General features: G+C 70.0%; 11 protein-coding genes, 1 pseudogene and 1 riboswitch. Of the genes and pseudogenes, 2 read left to right on the top strand and 10 right to left on the bottom strand.

Annotated elements, in window-relative coordinates; translation table 11 throughout:
- The first annotated feature begins 97 nt into the window (after positions 1–97).
- Positions 98–232: riboswitch (cyclic di-AMP (ydaO/yuaA leader) on the top strand.
- Positions 233–247: 15 nt separating this feature from the next.
- Positions 248–955, top strand: coding sequence for a CHAP domain-containing protein (locus ACFSKW_RS23365; RefSeq protein WP_379574462.1), 708 nt, complete (start codon positions 248–250; stop codon positions 953–955).
- 546 nt (positions 956–1,501) lie between these two features.
- Here ACFSKW_RS23365 and ACFSKW_RS23360 read toward each other — a convergent pair.
- From ACFSKW_RS23360 to ACFSKW_RS23315, 10 genes and pseudogenes are all read right to left on the bottom strand, one after another.
- A complete protein-coding gene (locus tag ACFSKW_RS23360; RefSeq protein WP_379574461.1) occupies positions 1,502–2,500 on the bottom strand; it encodes a DMT family transporter in 999 nt (332 codons plus the stop codon).
- A gap of 907 nt (positions 2,501–3,407) precedes the next feature.
- On the bottom strand, positions 3,408–3,788 hold the full coding sequence (locus ACFSKW_RS23355; protein ID WP_379574460.1) for a hypothetical protein: 381 nt from the start codon (positions 3,786–3,788) through the stop codon (positions 3,408–3,410).
- Between the two features lie 261 nt (positions 3,789–4,049).
- Positions 4,050–9,290, bottom strand: coding sequence for a trypsin-like peptidase domain-containing protein (locus ACFSKW_RS23350; protein ID WP_379574459.1), 5,241 nt, complete (start codon positions 9,288–9,290; stop codon positions 4,050–4,052).
- 15 nt (positions 9,291–9,305) lie between these two features.
- Entirely contained in the window at positions 9,306–9,605 is a 300-nt protein-coding gene (locus tag ACFSKW_RS23345; RefSeq protein WP_379574458.1) for a trypco2 family protein, read from the bottom strand.
- Between the two features lie 197 nt (positions 9,606–9,802).
- On the bottom strand, positions 9,803–9,949 hold the full coding sequence (locus tag ACFSKW_RS23340; protein ID WP_379574457.1) for an SDR family oxidoreductase: 147 nt from the start codon (positions 9,947–9,949) through the stop codon (positions 9,803–9,805).
- A gap of 178 nt (positions 9,950–10,127) precedes the next feature.
- Positions 10,128–10,211: pseudogene (locus ACFSKW_RS23335) on the bottom strand (SDR family NAD(P)-dependent oxidoreductase); the annotation flags it as partial.
- A 70-nt stretch (positions 10,212–10,281) separates the two neighbouring features.
- Positions 10,282–10,821 carry an RNA 2'-phosphotransferase gene (locus ACFSKW_RS23330; RefSeq protein ID WP_379574456.1) on the bottom strand — a complete coding sequence of 180 codons (540 nt, stop codon included), beginning with the start codon at positions 10,819–10,821 and terminating at the stop codon, positions 10,282–10,284.
- Between the two features lie 62 nt (positions 10,822–10,883).
- Positions 10,884–11,873 carry a WD40 repeat domain-containing protein gene (locus tag ACFSKW_RS23325; protein ID WP_379574455.1) on the bottom strand — a complete coding sequence of 330 codons (990 nt, stop codon included), beginning with the start codon at positions 11,871–11,873 and terminating at the stop codon, positions 10,884–10,886.
- Between the two features lie 4 nt (positions 11,874–11,877).
- A complete protein-coding gene (locus ACFSKW_RS23320) occupies positions 11,878–12,837 on the bottom strand; it encodes a WD40 repeat domain-containing protein (protein WP_379574454.1) in 960 nt (319 codons plus the stop codon).
- A 72-nt stretch (positions 12,838–12,909) separates the two neighbouring features.
- Positions 12,910–13,527 carry a GntR family transcriptional regulator gene (locus ACFSKW_RS23315; RefSeq protein ID WP_379574453.1) on the bottom strand — a complete coding sequence of 206 codons (618 nt, stop codon included), beginning with the start codon at positions 13,525–13,527 and terminating at the stop codon, positions 12,910–12,912.
- A 164-nt stretch (positions 13,528–13,691) separates the two neighbouring features.
- On the opposite strand from ACFSKW_RS23315, the gene ACFSKW_RS23310 reads away from it, so the two are divergent.
- Positions 13,692–14,975, top strand: a complete 1,284-nt coding sequence (locus tag ACFSKW_RS23310) for an MFS transporter (RefSeq protein ID WP_379574452.1) — start codon at positions 13,692–13,694, stop codon at positions 14,973–14,975.
- The last annotated feature ends 17 nt before the right edge of the window (positions 14,976–14,992 follow it).

Genomic DNA, 14,992 nt, shown 5'->3' with positions numbered 1-14,992 from the left:
AATTTGTAAGCTACTTGCCTCATGTATTACCTTAGGCTCACTCAAGGCATATACCGGGCAATCCGGACATTGCCAGACATTGCAATCATCACAGGTTCACCTGTGACCGCTGAATCCGCACCACGCGGAACCGGGGACCCAATCTCTCTGGGGTGAATCGGCACATCGTGCCGTAGGGCAGCTTCGCGTCCGAACCCGTCAGCTAACCCGGTAAGCGGCAGGAAGCTAGCAAGGAGTTCCCCTTCACATGGCAAAGCACAGCCGTAGCCGTGCCCCCAAGCTCAACTACGCGCATGCCGCGCTGGGCGCAGTCGTCATCGCCGGCGCGCTCGTACCCACCCAGATCGCGCAGGCCGACAAGCTCCCGCTTGCCGACAGCCCCCGGGTAGCCGCCCTCGCAGGCGCGCCCAAGGAGGACGCGGCCAGGGTCAGCGCCGCCGGCAAGGCTCAGACGAAGGCCATGCCGAGCGCTGCCGCGGTTCTGGCCGAGGCCAAGAAGCAGATCGGTATCAAGGAGAACGCCGCGGGCGGCGGCACCAAGTTCCAGAACTGGTACGTCAACTCGCAGCGCGCCAGGGAGACCGTCGCCAGGGACGGCGGCAGCGTCACCGCCTACGCCAACGCCGCGTGGTGCGCGATGTTCGTCTCCTGGGTCGGCGAGCAGACCGGCGCCCGTCCGCAGGTCGGCTGGGACGCCTACACCGTAACTCACGCCAAGTGGTTCAAGGCCAACAAGCGCTGGGGCCAGACCCCCAAGCCCGGAGCGGTCGTCTTCTTCTCCTGGAGCGGCAGCAAGAGCCTCGACGACATCAACCACGTCGGTTTCGTCGAGAAGGGCAACGGCGACGGCACGATCTCCACGATCGAGGGCAACACCGGCAACGGCGTCGTCGAGCAGCGCGTCCGTCCCACGTCGCAGGTCGTCGGCTACGGCTACCCCACCTACTCGGGCTGACGATTCCGCCGCACTCCCCCGGCCCTGTTGCCAGGTCGGCCCGATGATCGAACCACGACTCATCGGGCACGTCTCCTGGTAACGGGGGCCCACCACGGGACCCGGGGCGGCCGCCGTCAGGGCCTCGCCACGCAGGGCGCCTTGGCTCTCCCGCTTTCCAGCGGCCGGCCCCCTCCCCCACCTTCTTCCGACCACACGTGTCCTCCCCCGGCCTCCCCTCGACGGCACGGACCGCACGTGTCGTGTCCTTCCCCGGCCCTCCCCCCGACGGCACGAACCGCACGTGCCGTGTCCTCCCACGGCCTTCCCCCCGACGACACGCGTCCGGTCGCGGTGGGTCCAGGACACCTTCCCCTCCCGTCTCCGGCTGCCCCTGACCGGCGTCTCCGGCCAGGTCCCCCCTCCGTCGAACCCCTTTCGATGCGGTCCAGCGGCGCGCCGCGTCCGTCGCGGCCACCGCGTCGCCGATCCAGGCGTCCCGGCGCTCACGAGCGTCGAGTCAAAGGACCGTCGAGCCAGAGGAACGTCACGCCAGAGGACATCGCGTCAGAGGAAAACGGCGCGGCCGAACCGGGTCTCAGCCGGTCTTCCCCCTGTGGTGGGCAGCCGGACGACCCTGAGCACGCCGATGAGGATCAGGGCGAACCCGACGACCTGGCCGAGCGGCGGCCATGTGCCGCGTGCCGCGTAGACGTAGGCGAACCCGGCCACGGTCTCGACGTTGATGAGCATGCCCGCGGCCGTGGGCGACAGCCGGGCCGAGGCGACGTTCCACAGGCCCGTGGCCGCCCATGACACCACGACACCCAGCACGAGCACGGCGACGACGAACGCGGCCAGGTCCGGACTCTCCCCGGACGGGCCGGAAACGGGCGACAGTTCGCCCGACAGCGCGGCCACAGGAAGGCCGGCCAGCGTGACGACCCCCGTGCCGAGGCCGATCACCGTGGACCAGCCCCCGCCCGGCACCTCGGGGTGGCGGCTCAGGAAGCGCGCGTTGGCCAGCCCGTACCAGGTCCACAGGAGGACGGCGCCCACGGCGGCCAGCAGGCCGAGCACCTTCAGCCCGAGCGGCCGGTCCTCGGTGGGGGCGGCCCCACCCAGCTCCAGCGCGTTCACCACGGTCAGGCCGATCGCCACGAGCGTCACCGGCATGACGAGCGAGCGCCACCGGTAGGCCCCCGACAGCGCGTTGCCGAGCAGTGCCACGGTGACGGGGATGCAGCCGATCACGATGTCGGTGACCGGCGCGCCGACCAGCTCGATGCCGACGACGAGCAGCAGGTAGTACAGGACGTTGCCCGTCAGCGCGAACGCCAGGGCCACCCGCCAGTGCCGCCGCAGCAGGCGCCACAGAACACGCCCGCCGAAGGCGAAGAGCACCAGGGAGACCAGGCCGTAGGCCAGGTACCTGCCGACCGTCACGGCCACCGGGCTCCAGCCGGGCAGCAGCACCGGTATCAGGAAGGCCAGGCCCCAGATGAGGCCGGCCACCGTGCCGGCGGCGGAACCCACGGACTGTTCCCGCCGGGTGAGACCTCCCATGCGCTCCCCTCCTTCCCCTCTTCCGCTACCCGGGTCAGCGGATGGCCGCCCCCCTGCGGCGGGGGGCCACGCCGAGTCGCACGGCGGACCACGCCAAACCGCACGGCGGACGCCATCCCAAACCGCACGGCGCATGCCACGCCAAACCGCACGGCGGGCACCACGCCAAGCCGCACGGCGGACGCCACGCCGGGCCTCGGCTCACTCGTCCGGGCTCACGCCCTGTGCGGCGGCGATCACGCCGTGGACGGCCTCGCCGATCCGCGCGGCTGAATCGGCGGGGTCGGCCAGGTCGGGCCTGCCCGCGTCGAGCCAGGCGATGACCGCTTCCAGGGTGGGGGTGTGTAGCAGGCGCGACGCCCACGAACGCCATGGGCCCGGCGGGATGCGTTCGGCCAGGTTTCGCTCGGCGACCTCGCGGGAGGCCGCCGTGAGGCCGTGGACGAGGTCGCGGATGGGCGCTGTGGCTGCCTGCCGACCCCAACCGACGGCAGGCGCTCGTCGCCGACCCCTCCCTCATCGACCCAGCCGTGGAGGAGAGCCTGCGCGCGCGGCCAGGGCAGCGGCATCCCCCGCTACGCCCGCACCGACCTCGACATCGAAGGCGTACGCGTACGCGGGGGAGAACCGGTGCTCCTGGACACCGGCGCGGCCAGCCACGACGCGACGGTGTCCGAGGGCCCGGCCCGGACCGCACCGCGCCGCACATTCGGCCACGGCCCGCGCCACTGCATCGGAGCGCCCTGGCGCGGATCGAGCTGCAGGTGCTCTTCTCCCAGCTCACTGCCCGTTTCCCCGCTACGGCGACTGCGGGGGTGGAGGAGCTGAGGGAACAACGTCCTGAGCGGCGAACTGACCGAAGTGCCGGTGCGGTGGTGACCTGCCTGCCGCGGCGGCAGGCGGGGCGTCATCGATGGCGCAGCCGATGGATCTGGGCTTCGAGCCATGCCATGGATCGCTCGACCTGCTCCCGGCTCAAGCCGGTGGCGTCGACCAGATCCGCGAGGGTCAGCGGCTCGGCCGTGCTGTCCATCGCTCTGGCGATCTTCCCCGCCCACAGCTCTTCGTCGACGAAGGGTCTGCGGCGGTAGTGCTCGTCGAGGGCGGCCAGGTGCTCATGGGTACAGGCGGTCAGGAAACGTCTGCCGTCGAACCTGGGATTGCTGGCGTGGATCACGGAGGAGTCGAGCGCCATGCTGTACAGCTCTGCCCCCGCTGAGATCACCGCGCCGCACCAGTCGCACAGCGCGGGCGAAACATCCTCTTTGCCCGGCTTGTCGCGCTTCATGTCGGTCGTTTACCCGCCTGTACCCGCCGGACAGCCGTTATGTGCTTCCCGATCAGGCAAAGTGTTGGACCCGAGACGCGAACCGTGTCCACCCGCAGGCGCTCGGCCTGCCGCGCTCCCCTCGAACCCGCAGGCCGCGCCATGGATCTCCCGGTCCAGGCACACGCCGCAAGCGGCGCCGTGGGGCGTCGCTCATCCCCCTCGGCGACATTCCGCTCGACGTCGCCGACCATCTGCCCGTGGCGCTTCGTAGGAGCCCGCTCAGCCGTTCTCCTGGGCGATCCCCGCTCTCCTTCCTGACAGCGGCGCGCCCGGCCGTCGTTGGAGAGCCTTACGGATGGGGGATGCACCCCGGCTGTCAGGGTGAATGCCCAGCCAGATCGCCGCGTAGGTGTCGGTGAGCAGCGACTGTTCCTCGGTGAGATCCACGCGCTCCAGCAAAGCGGTCAGGACGTAGCCGGCCGCCTCTGCCGAACCGAATGCCACCAGCCACGCGAGCGCGTCGTCGATTCCCTGCGCCGAACGGCCCACCAGTCCCTGCCAGACCGGAGCAGCCTGCACGGCCATACCGTGGCGGGCGAGCCAGTCCGAGGCGTAGGCCAGCGCGTCGGTCCGCTGCTCGTAGTCGAGCTTCGCCTTCGTCAGCAGGCCGCGAAGCACGAGGCCTGCCTCCGGCATCGAGTGATGCCCTTCCAGCCAGGCCAGCGCACAGGAGCTGATGCGCTCCGCGGCGGCGGTCTTCCTCAGCCGCACGCTCATCAGCAGGGGTTCCAGCACCAGGTATGCCTGTGGCGCGCCGGCATGCGCTTCGGACCAGTCCAGGGCGAAGTCCGTCAGGGGCGGCGCGGTGGCCGCACCCTCTGCACCAGGATCGGCAAGGGAGAGCCGAGTGGTCCTCTTGTCACGCCAGGCCAGCGCGTAGTTGAGCGCTAGCGCGGCCTGAGGGACCGGAAGTCCGGGCCTGCGCAGCAGGGGCCGCAACACGTATTCGGCGTCCGGGTTGGGCGCCTCCCGCGCGAGGCGATGCCATTTGGCCAGCCAGGTCATGGCGTGATCGACAGCCTGGCGAGCCTGGCCGGTGTCCAGATCGCGGCGGTCGAGGAGTGGATGGAGCACGAAGCCGGCCTTCGGGGCGCGAGCCCAACCCCCCTCGCCCAGCCAGCGCAGCGCGTGGGAGACGGCAGCGCTCGCCTGATCGGCCGACAGGACAGGGCTCTCCAACAGCGGATGGAGCACGAAACTGACGTCGCCCTCGACCTGGGCTATCGCCAGCCAGTCCAGGGCTCGGGAGACGACTTCTGCCCACTGTGCGGGGTCCAGGTCGTCGCGTTTGAGCAGCGGACCCAGCACGCGGCTGGCGTCGATGTCGGCGAAAGGCCGGCCGAGCCTGCGCAGCGCGTGCCCGAGAGCGGCGGCCGCCTGCTCCAGAGGGAGATCCTGGCGGCGTAGCAGGGAGCCGAGGACCGCGTCGGTGTGAGCCTCGGCGGCGGGGTCATCGAGCAGAGCCAGGATACGGTCGACGGCCACGGCCCCTTGAGCGCCGTCCAGCTCCGGGTGCCGCAGCAACTGCCGCAGCACGGACGAGGCGTCCGGGTGCCCGACGTTGCGTTCAAGCCATGCCAGAGCCTTGTCGGCGAGCAGTGGTGGTGACTGCTCGCCTTCCTCGTCGAGGTGCTCGCCTCCGAGGGGCACGAGTGGCACCTCCTCAGGGCTCCGCCAGGCCAGAGCATGAGCCAGCACACGCGCTGTCCTGTCGTCGTCCAGCATCGGCACGACCAGCAGGGCGCGCAGGACGGCCCGCGAGTTCCGACTGCGCGCGTCCCAGCTGAGCCACGTGAGGGCGGCGGACACGACGGCGGCGGTCTGATCGTCCGTCAGGTGGCACCGCTCGAGGAGCGGCAGCAGGACGTGGCCGGTGTAGATGCTGCGCGCGGCCTCGGTGGCGAGCCATGCGAGCGCGTACTCGACGATGCTCCTGGCTTGGCGGCCGTCCGGTTCGGGACGTCCGAGCAGGCGGCGCAGCAGAAAATCGGTGTCGTTGTGCGGCGGCTTGCCGTCGTGGGACACGCCGTTGCGCGACAACCAGCTCAGCGCGAGATCGATCAGCCGGGCGAACTGGCCTGCCGTGAGGTCGCTCCTACCGAGGAGCGCGCGGAGCAGATCGGAATACAGGCCGTCGGTCCTGCGTGACTCCAGGAGATCCAGAGCCTGGTCGATGACCAGGTGAGCCTGGTCCGCACTGAGCGGTCGTTTCACCAGGAGGCGGATGAAGCCGGCCTCGGTGTCCGAGGACTGTGCCGCCATCCAGGTGAAGGCATGGGCGATGGCACGCTGTTCCTGATCCGCTCGGTAGGCCTCACGGTTGAGCACGCCCTGCAGAACGCCGACGGCGTTGGGATCCTTGGTGACCTCATTGGCGTCCAGCCAGGCCAGCGCGTGCGCGACGAGATCGAGTTTCTGCTCAGGCGAGGCGCGCCGGTAGCCGAGCAGGGAAGGCAGAAGGGTGGATGCCATCGGCTGGCGGCCGTGGATCCGCAGCCATGACAGCGCGTGGCCGATGAATCGCGTGGCCTGCTGCGAGGTCAGCCGGTCCCGCTTGACCACCCGTCTGCGCAGACCGTCCTGTCCTGCCATGCCCAGCAGGACGCCCAGCGCCTCCTGGTCGCCGGCGTACCGGTCCAGCCAGATCAACGCGTGCTGCACCGTCTCGTCGGCCTGGGCGTCCGTGAGGCCTTTCTTCTGGACCAGTCGCGTCAGGATGTACTGGGCTTCGCGCCCGGCGTTATGCCGTCCCAGCCACGCCAGAACCCGGTCGATGACCCAGGGGGCATCGTCGTCGCTCGGGCGTTTGATGAGCTTTTTCGCCACCGATCGGGCGTCCGCCTCGGCACCGTGGGCGCTGACCCAGGCCAGCGTATGGTCGACGAGGCGGCTGGCGTGCTGGGAGGCCAGCCGGGTTGTTCTCGGCAGGCTGCGGATGACGAATCGGCTCTCGGGGAGAGTTCCGTGCAGGTCGAGCCAGCGCAGCGCGTGCCGTACCGTCGCGGACTCGCTGTCGAGGGGTAATGCCTTCACTGCCAGCAGTGGCGCCAGCACGAAGCTGGCCTGCCGGGTTTCACCGGCGGCTTCCGTCCAGCGCAGGGCATGACCGGTTACCGTCGCCGTCACCTCGGGATCGAGGTCGTGACGGCGCAGCAGGTGGCGCAGCAGGAAGGGCGCCGCGCTCGGACTCACCCCCGCGTCGAGCGCGGCCAAGGCCTCACGGCAGAGCGCTTCCACCTGCGGCGCGGGAAGGTCCGCTCGGGAGAGCAGGGCGGCGAGGATCTGGTGATCGTGCTGTTCGCGGGAGGCGAGCAGTGCGGCCATGGCGGCGGCCGTCAAGCGCGGCGGGAGCGGACCGGCGGAGCGGCGTACGGCGCCCGCCAGGAGGGCGCGAGCCAACACGGGATTCCGCTCCTCGGCCCGGCGGAGCCAAGGCTCGACCAGCAGATCCCAGTTCTCGACCGCGCCGGGGAGCCAGGGGGAGCCGGTGACCAGGTTCAGCAGTGTCCCCACCGAGTCCGGCGTGAGCGGCGCGAGTAACTCGGCAAGACGTTCCGCATGCCTGCGCAGCCAGGACGTGCACAGGGCTTCCAGCCGGCGGGCCTTCCTGTCGTCGGCGTTCCCGGCCGCGCGCCGCAGATGACCGATGAGCCGATCGATTGAGCGGGCTCCGACCAGGTACGCGCCGAACAGGGCATGAGCCTGCTCAGCGCTGGTGGGAGGCAGCAGTGCGGCGATCAGCAGTTCCTCGACAACGGAGTCGTGCACCGCTTCGAGCTCGTGCCGGCCCGACTCCTGGATCCAGCCCAGCCTGCGCATGTTGCGGACGATGTCAGGACCCGGACTGGTGGTCTTGCCGAGTGTTCCGGTCTCGGCCAGCTCGTTCACGACGGCGATGACGTCGGCCGCCGGCTGCGGAGACGCGGCGAGCGCCGCCACCGACGCGAGCAACACCGGATTGGTGCTCTCGGCGCCGGGGATGAGCGAGTCCTTGTCCGTGTGTCCGTGGCGTCCGAGCGCGTCCTCGGTGAACAACGCGGTGCTCAGCCACTTCGTGAGGTCTCCGGTGCGCACTCCGGCAAAGGCGGGAATGGCCTCGCCGGCGGTCAGACGCCGCTCGATCTCCGCGGAGATCAGCAGAGCGATGATGGGGCGCTCGCCACAGATCCTGGCCATCTCGTCCTCGCCCCAGCGTTCCAGAGCGTGGGGTGCCACGTTCGCGTAGATACGCCTGGCCACCGCAGCAGAGTGCCGCCCTTCCGCCAGCGGCACCACATGGAAGTTCTCGTCGCCGTACTCGTCCGCCGAGCGAGGGTAGGAATTTCCCTTACGCACGGTCGAGAGGCAGGAGACCCGGACGCCCGTCCTGTCGAGATCGCTTCGTAGTGTCTCCAGCACCAGGCCTGTGCAGTTGTGCAGGCCGTCGATGATGAGGAGAACACGCCTGCTGCCCCAGCGCGACACCGCCTTGGTGAGCTGTTCGTTGGTGACGTCGGGCGCTGCGGCGACATGGAGGACCTGCCACTCCCCTGTCAGCCCGGCCAGGGCGGCGACCTGCATGCAGGTACGGGTCTTGCCCGAACCCGCCGAGCCGGTCAGGAGCACGTCCGCCGAGTCGGGGGCGGCGAGCGCGGTGAAGATGCGTGAAGGGTCCGCTTCGTCGTCCGGGCCCGGTGAGACGAACGGCAGGTGTTCGGGGAACAGGTGGCGTCTGGTCACGCGCAGGTCCCGTACCAGCGCCTCATGTGGGGTGACCTGTGTCAGCGCCGCGTCATCGCCGGTGGACAGCGGTACAGGGAGCGGTTCGGCGGTGACGTCGTGGTCCAGGAGGCACGCTCGGAAGGCGGGGTCGGCAGCCATCGTGTCGAGCCGTACGGCGGTGAGGTTGTTGGAGCCCGCCGACGTGAGATGGTGGGTCTGGACGCCGATGAGGTGGCCGGTACGATCAATGATCGCCATGCCGGAGGCGCCGACCCACGGAGAGGACCCGCGGATCTTTTCCGGATCACGGTCGGGCACCAGCAGGTCGAGCGTATCGACGTCGGTGTGCGAACCGGTGGCGATGTACCCCTCGACCTGGGTCTCCGGCGCGGGAGTGGCCGTCTCCTTGTCGAATGCGAACTCCGGGAAGCCCACGGCCCGGAACAGAACCCTGCCCGTCCGCTTGGGCAGCGTGCCGAGCGGGGCCGGTTCCAGGTCCCTGACTGATCTGTCCAGGACCAGCAGTGCGAGATCCAGCCGGGGATGGTGGACCACCCTTGCCGCCGCGAAGTCCTTGCCGCCCAGATGGGGCCGGATCAGGTATCGGCCGTCCTGCTCCACCGCGTGCTTCACGGTGAGGACCAGCCGCCCGGTCAGGAGGAAGCCGGTGGCGACGAAGAGGACGTCTGCCGTGCCGGGCTCTTCGCCCTTGACCTCCACCACCCGGTCGAGGAAGTCCCGTCCATAGTCGAGGCGCACCTTTTCAGGCCCCTCTCAACGGCGTGCGGGACGCCCCTGACTGCTGGTGAGGACTCGTCCTCCGCCTTCCGTCTCGGCCGCGAGGTGGAGGGAGACCGTGTGGGTGGACGTGGTGCTCGCCGAAGCCTTGCCGTTGGCCGATAGCACCCAGAACTTGATGCCGGCCGAGGCTTCCGCGGACGCCGTGACCGCGACTTGCAGCTCCAGGTCGACCGACTCCACGTGGAACCTGACCGGCTGGTCCTGGCCGTCGGCCATGGCGGTGATCAGTTCCTGCCGAAGTGCCTGGATGGTGTCCGCCAGCCCGATCTCCATCAACGCGCATCCCCATTCTGATGACCAGTTGCTCGCCGCCATGGCCGCACTCGCCTCAAGCGGCGGAGCTATGCGCGTCACATCATAAAGGTCAAGAAATGCAGATGATCAGTGATTCGATCATTGCCTGTGCGTGCGCCGGCTCTTGATGGCATGCCCGTCACACTCCGGCAATCCGGGTGGGCGATCGCGAGGAGTCACAGCGCGTGGCCGCCGGCGACCTGAAGGACCTGTCCGGTGATCCAGCGGGCTTGGTGCGAGGCCAGGAAGACGACGGCGCCGGCGATGTCGTCCGGCTCGCCGACGCGTCCCAGCGGGACGATCGAGCGGGCGTGCTCGACCATCGTGGCGCGCGGTGTCCGGTTCGCCGAGATCCGCCCTCACCGTGATCGCGTCGCCGAGTTCGGCCGCCAGCGCCTCGGCCGTACCGGGCGAGGGGGCGCGGTGCTCCCACGCCACTCCGGGAGGCGGTGCGGGCGCGTCGGCGGCGTGGTGCACCGCCACCCGCGCCCCTTCGGCCGCGAAGGCGCGGGCGATCGCCGCGCCGATTCCCCCGTCGGCCCCGGTGACCAGCACGACCCTGCCGGCGAGCTTCGTATCGACCATGACCGGAGCATGCCGAAAGCCGCGACGGATGATCAAGGCACCCCGGGCGGCGGAACCGCGGCGCGGGGCGTCAGCCGGGGAACAGCAGGAACTCCGGAGGGACGGCATCGGTGAGCCACACCCCGTTGGCACTGACCATGAACGTGTGTCCCGCCGCGTGCATCTCCCCCGCCGCGACCACCAGCACCACGGGAACCCCCCGACGCGCGCCGACCCGTACGGCCGTGGCCCTGTCGACCGACAGGTGGACGTGCGTCCTGGACATGGGCAGCAGCCCCGACCGCCGGATCGCGGCCAGGCTGCGGCTCACCGTCCCGTGATAGAGCACGTGCGGCGGTTCCACCGGCGGCAGGCCGAGGTCGACGCGCACCGAGTGTCCCTGGCTCGCCCTGATGCGGTCGCCCGAGATCGCGTACCGCCGTTTGTCGTTGTCCGACACCGCCGTGTCGAGCTCGGCCCTGGTGATGGGGAAGCCGTGCAGGGCGGCGGCGGTCAGCAGCTCGTCGATCGGTACCCAGCCCTGCTCGTCCAGCGTGATGCCGATCGCCGCGGGGTCGTGGCGCAGGTGCCTGGCGAGGTATTTGGAGATCCGCACGGTCCTGTCGGTCATGCGGGCATTGTGCCGACCGCCCGCCGTCCCCGGCAAAGGGGTTACGGCGGGCGGTGGCGCGCTCATCCGCCGCAGGCGGCGAAGACGAACGTGTCCTTGAGCAGCGAGTACGAGTCGCGCACCTTGGTCGCGCCCGAGCTCGCGTCGTGCTGCAGGACGGTCATTTTGGTGGCCTTGCCCTCGGGGTACTGCGAGACGTGCAGGGTCACCTGGTTGTCGCCGGTCCAGTCGACCTTGTGGACGGTGCCCTCCTTGGGCAGCTTGATCGCGTGCCCGCCGAGGACCTGGCCGGCGGTCAGGTCGTAGAGCGTGACCTTCGTGCCCCCGACCAGCACCGCGAGCGTCTTGCCGTCGGCGTTGAGCGCGTAGGGGCCGTTTGCGGCCACCAGCTGGGGCGGCGTGTCGCTCAGCAGCCGCGCGCCCGACAGGTCGTGGACGTGCAGTTCGACCTCGGACTCCGCACCCTCGGTGCTGGCCAGGACCTTCTCCCCGTCGCCGCTGAAGCCGACGAAGGTGCTGTGCTTGGGCAGCGTGCCGAGCCTGCCGCCCGTCGCGGTGTCGAACAGCCGCACCCTGTCGGCGATGACGGCGAGCCTGGCACCGTCGTCGGACAGCTGCAACGTCACGTCGTACTGGTTGGTCTTCGCCGGCAGCGCGTCCGCGGGCAGCGGCTTGACGCCGCCCTTCATGGTGCGCACGACCAGCCGTCCCGCCTTCGTGTAGTAGGCGACCCTCGTGCCGTCGCCGGAGACGGCGATGGGGGCGACCGCGTAGTCGACGGGCTTGCCGTCGGCGCCGACCGCGCGCAGCTGGGCGTCCTTCAGCAGCGTGATCTCGCCCTTGTGGGAGACCAGCCGCCAGGTGCCGCAGGGCACGACGTTGCCGTCCTTCTGCGGACAGCCCTGGGCGGAGGCGTAGCGGATGGCGTCGCCCCTGCCGGCGCCGTGATGCTCGTGACCGGGCCCGTGGGCGGGGCCGGCGTACGCGGCCGCCCCCTGCGCTCCGAGCATCGCCATGGCGACCGCGATCGCCGCCAGGATCCTGAGTCTCATCTCGTCACTCTCCCGCCGTCAGCCAGGTCTGGTGCCTGGCGGTGAACCTGAACGTGTCGACGGGCCTGACCGCGCCCGTGCCCGTGTCGACGGTGAGCACCCGTACCACCGTCGGCTTGCCGTCCCCGCCGGACTGCGTCTTGATCGTCAGCCGGTCCTCACCGCTCCACTGGGCGTGGTAGACGGTCTCGCCCTTCCCCAGCCGGACATCGACCGCCGCGGCCAGCCGGTCGGTCGCCAGGTCGTATAGGCGCAGCTTGGGCTTCTCCCCCGTGAACGCCGCCACCGTACGGCCGTCGGCCGCCAGCGCCCGCACGGTCGCGTTGGCCACCACCTGCGGCGGGACCTGCGCGATCACGCTGCCGTCCACCCCGTGGGCGACGAGCGTCGTGGTGTTGTCGGGGTTGTAGCGCAGGGCGAGCGCCTCGTCGCCGTCGCCGCTGAAGCCCTCGAGATCGTCCCCCGCGGGCAGCTTCACGATCTTCCCCGTGGCCACCGTGACGATCTTGCCGGGCTCCTTCTCGTCGTCGTCGTTGTACTCCAGCAGGACCCTGTCGCCCGTGGGCGACAGCCGTACCCACAGGTCCTCGGTGCCGAGCCTGGTCAGCGACTTCGGCAGCAGGGTGGCCCTGCCACCCGCGGCCCTGCGTACGGCCAGGCGGTGGTCCGTCCTCCGCTCGTAGACGATCCATCGGCCGTCGTCGCTGATGGTGAACCTGGCGGTGTCGTCCGTCCTGCGCCCGTCGGCGTCCACCGAGGTGGCGGCCGCGTCCGTGACCGCGATCTCCCTCCCCGAGGTGAGCCTTAACCGCCAGGCGCCGCAGGCGCGGCTGATCTCGTCCTCGGCCTCGCAGGCGCCCACCCACGCGACCTTGGCCGCCCCCGCGCTGTCGGCGTGGGCGAGCGCGGGCAGGCCTGCCGCGGCGACCGCGACCACCGCCGCTCCCAGAAGTGTCCTTCGCACAGTGCCTCTCCTTCTCCTCACCGGGTTGGACTCCCGGCGGGGTGGAGAGGTTGGTCACAGGTGGGACACGGCTCAGCCGGCGCGCGACGGCTCGTAGGCGTGAAGGAGCAGCCGTTCGGCGTCGTCGAGGTAGATCTCGAGGAAGGTGGCCGCCTCGTCGGCCCGCCCCGCGGCCATCAGCTCCAGCAGCTGCCTGTTGCGCTCGACGAACGGCTCGTGCAGCACCCGGGGGTTGTGCATGACGTGGAAGACCAGGCGCAACTCGGCCAGCAGCTGCCGCATCGCCTCGTTCAGCCGCGGGCTGCGGTGCAGCGCGACCAGCGCCTGGTGGAAGCGGCTGTTGGCGGTTCCGACGTCCTGCCAGCGGCCGGCCATGGCGAACCGCTCGGCCTCCTCGACCGTCTCCTTGATCAGCGCGAGCGCCTCCAGGGAGGCGGCGCGCCGTACCGCGGCCCCTTCGAGGATCCTGCGCATCTCGTAGAGGTCGGCGACGTCGGCGGCCGAGAGCACGCGTACGAAGACGCCACGGTTGAGCTTGTGTTCGAGCAGCCGCTCGTGGCCCAGGAGCCTGAAGGCCTCGCGCAGGGTGTTACGGGAGACGCCGAGGGCGCTGCCGATGGCCTCCTCCGACAGCCGCTGCCCCGGCGCGAACAGTCCCTCGATGATGTGCTCGCGCAGAATGTCGGCCACCCTTTCGGCCGTGCTACTGCGGCCCAGACGGACCCGTTCGTGTTCAAGCGCCGCCACCGCGTCATCCACAAGTGACAGCGAATCATCGAACAAAACTCTTGTCGAATTGTTCAACGATCCTTAGATTCAAGGAAACACCCCCCTTCCCACCTAGGAGCGATGACATGCACCAGACGCGGCGAGTGATCCTCGCCAGCCTGATCGGCACGTCGCTGGAGTGGTACGACTTCTTCCTCTACAGCACGGCGGCGTCGCTGGTGTTCGGCAAGTTGTTCTTCCCGACGTTCGACCCGCTCAACGCCACCCTGCTCGCCCTGGTCACCAACGCGGTCGCCTTCGTGGCCCGCCCGCTCGGCGGCATCGTCTTCGGCCACTTCGGCGACAGGGTCGGCCGCAAGACGGTACTCGTGGTCACGCTGCTGGTGATGGGCGTCTCCACGTTCCTCATCGGCGTGCTGCCCACCTATGCCGCCATCGGCGCGGCCGCCCCTGTCCTGCTCGGCCTGCTCCGGTTCGTCCAGGGACTCGGCCTGGGCGGCGAGTGGGGTGGTGCGGTCATCATGTCCATGGAGCACGGCGAGCCGGGACGGCGCGGCTTCAACGCGAGCTGGCCGCAGGTCGGCGTGCCCGCGGGCTTCATCCTGGCCACGGCCCTGCTCGGCATCCTGGACGCCACCATGTCGGAGGCCGCCTTCCTGTCGTGGGGCTGGCGGGTGCCGTTCCTGCTGTCGGGCGTGCTGGTCCTGGTCGGCCTCTGGGTCCGCGTGAAGATCACCGAATCGCCGCTGTTCGCCGAGGTCGAGCAGAAGGGCGTGAAGGCCAAGATGCCGCTGATCGAGGTGCTGCGCACGCACCCGCGCGCGCTGCTGTCGGCCTTCACCGCCCGCATCGGCGTGGACGTCGCCTTCTACACCTTCACCATCTACATCCTGCTCTACATCACGACCGTGCTCGGCATGGACCGCTCGGTCGGCCTCAACGCCGTTCTCATCGGCTCGGCCTGCCAGCTGGTGCTGATCCCGCTGTTCGGCGCGCTGTCCGACCGGTACGGCAGGCGCGCCGTCTACCTGGCGGGCGCGATCGGCGCGGCCGTCTGGGTGTTCGTCTTCTTCCCTCTTCTCGACACCAGGTCGTTCCCGCTCATCGTCGTCGCCGCGGTGGTCGCCCTGGTGACCCACGCGGCGATGTACGGCCCGCAGGCCTCCTTCATCGCCGAGCTGTTCAGCACCCGCCTGCGCTACAGCGGCGCGTCGATGGGCTACCAGGTGGCGGGCATCGTGGGCGGCGGCATCGCGCCGATCATCGCCCTCCACCTCTACACCACCTACAAGACGACCACCGCCGTGTCGATCTATGTGGTGATCGCTCTGGCGATCACCGCCTTCGGCCTCGCGATCGCGCCCAAGAGCGAGGACGTGGACAGGCCCGTTCCCGAAACCATCGCATAGCCGCGAAAGGGGCCGTG

Origin of the sequence: Nonomuraea mangrovi, assembly GCF_042681425.1 — a bacterium.
Taxonomy (GTDB): domain Bacteria; phylum Actinomycetota; class Actinomycetes; order Streptosporangiales; family Streptosporangiaceae; genus Nonomuraea; species Nonomuraea mangrovi.
The sequence above is the reverse complement of the archived record's forward strand: the minus strand, read 5'-3'. Positions and strand labels throughout refer to the sequence as shown.

Bases quoted from the DNA above. Each gene is read 5' to 3' on its own strand.
- ACFSKW_RS23365 (WP_379574462.1), top strand. From the start codon at position 248: ATGGCAAAGCACAGCCGTAGCCGTGCCCCCAAGCTCAACTACGCGCAT.
- ACFSKW_RS23360 (WP_379574461.1), bottom strand. From the start codon at position 2,500: ATGGGAGGTCTCACCCGGCGGGAACAGTCCGTGGGTTCCGCCGCCGGC.
- ACFSKW_RS23355 (WP_379574460.1), bottom strand. From the start codon at position 3,788: ATGAAGCGCGACAAGCCGGGCAAAGAGGATGTTTCGCCCGCGCTGTGC.
- ACFSKW_RS23345 (WP_379574458.1), bottom strand. From the start codon at position 9,605: ATGGAGATCGGGCTGGCGGACACCATCCAGGCACTTCGGCAGGAACTG.
- ACFSKW_RS23340 (WP_379574457.1), bottom strand. From the start codon at position 9,949: ATGGTCGAGCACGCCCGCTCGATCGTCCCGCTGGGACGCGTCGGCGAG.
- ACFSKW_RS23330 (WP_379574456.1), bottom strand. From the start codon at position 10,821: ATGACCGACAGGACCGTGCGGATCTCCAAATACCTCGCCAGGCACCTG.
- ACFSKW_RS23325 (WP_379574455.1), bottom strand. From the start codon at position 11,873: ATGAGACTCAGGATCCTGGCGGCGATCGCGGTCGCCATGGCGATGCTC.
- ACFSKW_RS23310 (WP_379574452.1), top strand. From the start codon at position 13,692: ATGCACCAGACGCGGCGAGTGATCCTCGCCAGCCTGATCGGCACGTCG.